Here is a 4,058-nt window from a genome sequence, read left to right on the forward strand (position 1 = left end):
GTGCGTCAGCGCGCCGAGGCCGTGGCCTGCCCGCCCTCGGTCAGGCCGGCACCGAGCCGGATGCTGCCGTCGGGCAGCGGCACGATCAGCGGGGCCACGACGACGCGCACGACACCCTTCTCGGTCATGTCGAGCTCGCGCGCCGTGCCGGGCGACAGATCGACGATGCGGCCGTCGGCATAGGGACCGCGGTCGCGGATCTTCACGATCGCGCTGCGGCCGTTCTCGAGGTTCGTCACCTTGGCCACGGTGCCCAGTGGCAGGGTCTTGCTGGCCGCGTTGTTCGACGTCGGATCCATGCGGCCCCCGTCGGCCATCTTGCGGCCCGCGAAACTGTGGTGGTAGTACGACGCCTTGCCCTTGCGCACCTGTCCGCTGCGGTCAGGGGTGAGCGTGCGCTGGACGGCGATCGCCTCGGCGTCGGTCAGGGCCGAGGCCGGCATCGGCGCGGCGGCCAGCAGCGCGATCGCCGCGGCACAGCTCGCAAGCCAGGTCGGAGTGAAGGCGGGGTTCAGGTTCATGTCTCACCTCATCGAGGGCCACGCGAGGCGAGCGGCGGCGGAAGGCCACCGTGCCTCGGAGCGTGAGGTCAGTGTCGGCAACCGCGCCGCCGGGAGCGATCGGCCGACGGCGTGTCGGCGTGTAGGACGACGGCCTCAGTTATTCAGAGCGCGCGGCTCAGCGTGATGCTGCCGAACGAGGGGCGCTCCTGCTGCCCACGGAACTGGCGGGTGCCGTAGTTGCGCGCGAACGCGAGCTTCCAGTCACCGCCGAGCACGGCGACACCGAGAGCCACGTCGGCCACCAGCGGCCGCTTGTGCACATGGTGGCTGTCGCGGAAGCTGTTGCCGTCGAGGGTGATGTCGTGCAGCACCAGGCGCGCGTCGGTGTTCACGAAGGCATGCCATGACCAGCCGCCCGACGACACGGCAGCGCGCAGCGGCGCGGTGTTCTCGCCGGCCGGCCGCAGCGGGCTGGAGCCGAAGTCGTCGGGCAGCCGGTAGCCGAAACGGATCTCGAAGCCGACGTTCGCGCCGGTCAGGAAGTTGCCGACCGTGCCGCCCCAGTGCGTGATCGCGTCCCAGCGCAGGCTGTCGCTCGCGGGCAGCAGCGCGTGGCTGCCCCAGCGCCGCGAGCGCTCGTGCAGCAGCATGACCACCGGCTCGTTCTTCAACTGGTGGTCCCAGCCGCGGAAGCGCTCCGAGCCGAACACGCGGTGGAACAGCTTCTGCGTGCGCTCGGCCTGCGAGGCCGGACCGACCACGCCGAGCACGATCTGCGAGGCCCAGAGCTCGTCGCCGAGCCGCGCGTTGTAGCCGGCACTCAGCAGCAGCGCGCCGGCATAGGGCCGGTCGTCGACGATCAGGTCGCTGCGCTCGGGATCGTTCGGGGTGTAGATGGCCTGGCCGAGACCGAAGACCAGGTTGCGCTGCTCGTAGTGCGCCGGGCTCAGCCACTCCAGCTCACGGTTCAGCCAGCGCGCCGGCCCCGACAGGCAGGCATCGCCGTCGTGCGGATCGAGGTTGGGCGTGACGGCCTTGATCTGCAGGCCGCTGCTGTAGCCCTGGTCCTGGCGCGCGATCACGTCGTTGTCGAGGCGCAGCACCAGCAGCGCGGGATTCAGCGCACCCGGCACCACCCGGCGGCAGGCTGCCTCGTCGGCTGCTTGCGCCGACGTCACCTGACCCAGAAGGACGAGCAGGGCCAAGCCGGCAAACAGCGTTTGCGCCGCGCAAACGGCGGTCGCGGCGACGTCGCGAAATTTCATGGGCGCGAAGGGTAACAGCGCCGCGCGCCGCGTGTTCGTCACAGCCGTCCGCAGGCCGCTGTTCTACGATGCACCATGGACCCCTACGACCACGATCTCGAACGCGGCCTGCGCAACCGCCGCGCCCTCCTCGGCGATGCTGGGTGGACAAGTCGATCGCCAGCGCGAACGCCTTCACCGCTGACTTCCAGAACTTCATCACCCGCTATGCCTGGCACGAGGTGTGGGGACGGCCCGGGCTGGACGCGAAGACCCGCCGTGTCATCGTGCTGGCCATCACCTGCGCGCTGGGCCGCTGGGAGGAGTTCGAGCTGCACCTGCGCGCCGCGCTGGTGGGCGGCTCGGGCGCGAGCCTCGGTGCCGGCGACGACGCCCCCACCGCCCTGACACCCGACGAGGTGAAGGAGGTCCTGATGCAGGCCGCCATCTACGCCGGCGTGCCGGCCGCGAACACCGGCATGTCGATCGCGGTGAAGCTGCTGCGCGAGCTGGGCCACGCGCTGCCGCCACTGCCGGCCACCGAGGTGGCCCACACCGGCAGCGGCCGCTCCTTCCGCAGCGCCGGCACGCCCGCGCTGCACTACACCGTGCGCGAACCGCGTTCCAAGGCGTCGCCCCGCAGCACCGTGGTACTGAGCCACGCGCTGGGCTGCGACGTGAGCCTGTGGGATGCGCTGGCCAATGCGCTGGCCGCCGAGCACCGCGTGATCTGCTACGACCACCGCGGCCACGGCGATTCCGAGGCGCCGGCCGGTCCGTACACGATGGCCGAACTGGCCGACGACGCCGAACGCCTGCTGGCCGAACTGGACACCGGCCCGGTGGTGTGGATCGGCCTGTCGCTGGGCGGCATGGTCGGCCAGGAGCTGGCGCTGCGCCATCCGCGGCGCGTCGAGGCGCTGGTGATCGCGAACTCGAGCGCCGGCTTCGACGAGGCCGACCGCAACGCATGGCAGCAGCGCATCGACGCCGTCGCGCAGGGCGGCGTCGACGCAGTGGCCGACGCGGCGATGCAGCGCTGGTTCACGACGGACTTCCGCAGCGCGCAGCCGGCCACGGTCGCGCGCTGGCGCCGCCGGGTCGCCAGCACGTCGGCACGCGGCTATGTGGCAGCGTCGCAGGCCGTGATGCGGCACGACACGGCCGCGCGCCTGCCGCAGATCAGCGCGCCCACGCTGGTGATCGCCGGCGCGCTGGATCCGGGCACGCCGGTGGCCATGTCGCAAGCGATCGCTGACGCCGTGCCCGGGGCGCGGCTGGTGGTGCTCGACGACGCGGCCCACCTGAGCGTGCTGGAACAACCCGCGGCGTTCACCGCCGTGGTGCACGACTTCCTCGCCGCCCTGGCCTGACGGCGGGGAACCGACGGAGGCATTCGGCCACCAACCGTGTCGCCGGTCATGCGGTTCACGCCGCTGCTTACGTTTTGTAGCCCGAACCGCGGCTCGGATGGTGGGAGGATAGCGGTGTGAAACAGTCCTTGCGCGCGCTCGCCGTGGTGGCGCTCGCGGCCCTCGGGATCGCGGGTTGCAGCACCTCCAAAACAGAGATCGGTGGCCCCTCCGACATGGCCATCGCCGACCAGGCCCCACCGCAAGAGGGCGGTGTGGGGCGCTGCGAGAAGCGGCTCGGCACCGTGGCGATCACCGAATCGGAGGTCAACAGCCAGGCGCTGATGTCGGCCGGCCTGCCGCGCTCGATGGCGCCGCTGGTGCGCCACCTGCTGATCCGCAGCGGCTGCTTCAACGTGGTCGACCGCGGCGCGGCCTACTCGCTGCTCGAGGCCGAGCGCAGGCTGCGCGAGCAGCTCGGCACCGACGCCAACGCGACGGTCGCCCGGCACCTGCAGCCGCTCGACTACATCCTGCGCGCAGAGATCGTGTTCGCCGAACAGATCGGCCAGAGCAAGGGTGTGCTCGGCGGCGTGTTCGGTGACGTGATCGGCGGCATCGGCGGCCAGTACAACAAGAAGGAAGCGGTGGTGCTGCTGAGCGTGGTGGACGCGCGCACCAGCGAGATCACGAGCTCCGTGTTCGGCCGTGGCACCAGCGATTCGGCCGGCCTCGGCAGCCTGGTGCTCAGCAGCGGCGTGTTCGCGATCGATGGCGGCTGGGCCGACACGCCGCAGGCGAAGACGGTGGCCGCTGCGCTGGTCGACGCCTGGAACCGCACGCTGCCCAAGCTGCCGGCGGCCGACATCGCGCCGCCCCCGAAGGCCAAGCCCGTCGTGGTGCCGGTGGAACCGCCCGCACCCGTGCCCTTGCCGCTCCCGCTCGAGCCGTCTGCCGCA

At 71.5% G+C, this 4,058-nt stretch carries 3 protein-coding genes and 1 pseudogene; 2 read left to right on the top strand and 2 right to left on the bottom strand.

All coding sequences use genetic code 11. The features are described 5' to 3' along the window. Positions 1-5 precede the first annotated feature (5 nt). Together x551_RS19305 and x551_RS19310 are read right to left on the bottom strand one after the other, a co-directional pair. On the bottom strand, positions 6-521 hold the full coding sequence (locus x551_RS19305; RefSeq protein WP_036235811.1) for a septal ring lytic transglycosylase RlpA family protein: 516 nt from the start codon (positions 519-521) through the stop codon (positions 6-8). Between the two features lie 143 nt (positions 522-664). Beyond that, complete coding sequence (locus x551_RS19310) at positions 665-1,768, bottom strand: lipid A deacylase LpxR family protein (RefSeq protein ID WP_051495923.1); 1,104 nt, start codon at positions 1,766-1,768, stop codon at positions 665-667. 75 nt (positions 1,769-1,843) lie between these two features. Here x551_RS19310 and pcaD point away from each other — a divergent pair. Then, a pseudogene (gene pcaD, locus x551_RS19315) lies at positions 1,844-3,120 on the top strand (3-oxoadipate enol-lactonase). A 116-nt stretch (positions 3,121-3,236) separates the two neighbouring features. Further along, positions 3,237-4,058, top strand: an 822-nt coding sequence (locus x551_RS19320; protein ID WP_036250328.1) for a CsgG/HfaB family protein, incomplete at its 3' end; no start/stop codon positions are given.

It is taken from the genome of Methylibium sp. T29 (assembly GCF_000576205.1).
Classification (GTDB): Bacteria; Pseudomonadota; Gammaproteobacteria; order Burkholderiales; family Burkholderiaceae_C; genus Methylibium; species Methylibium petroleiphilum.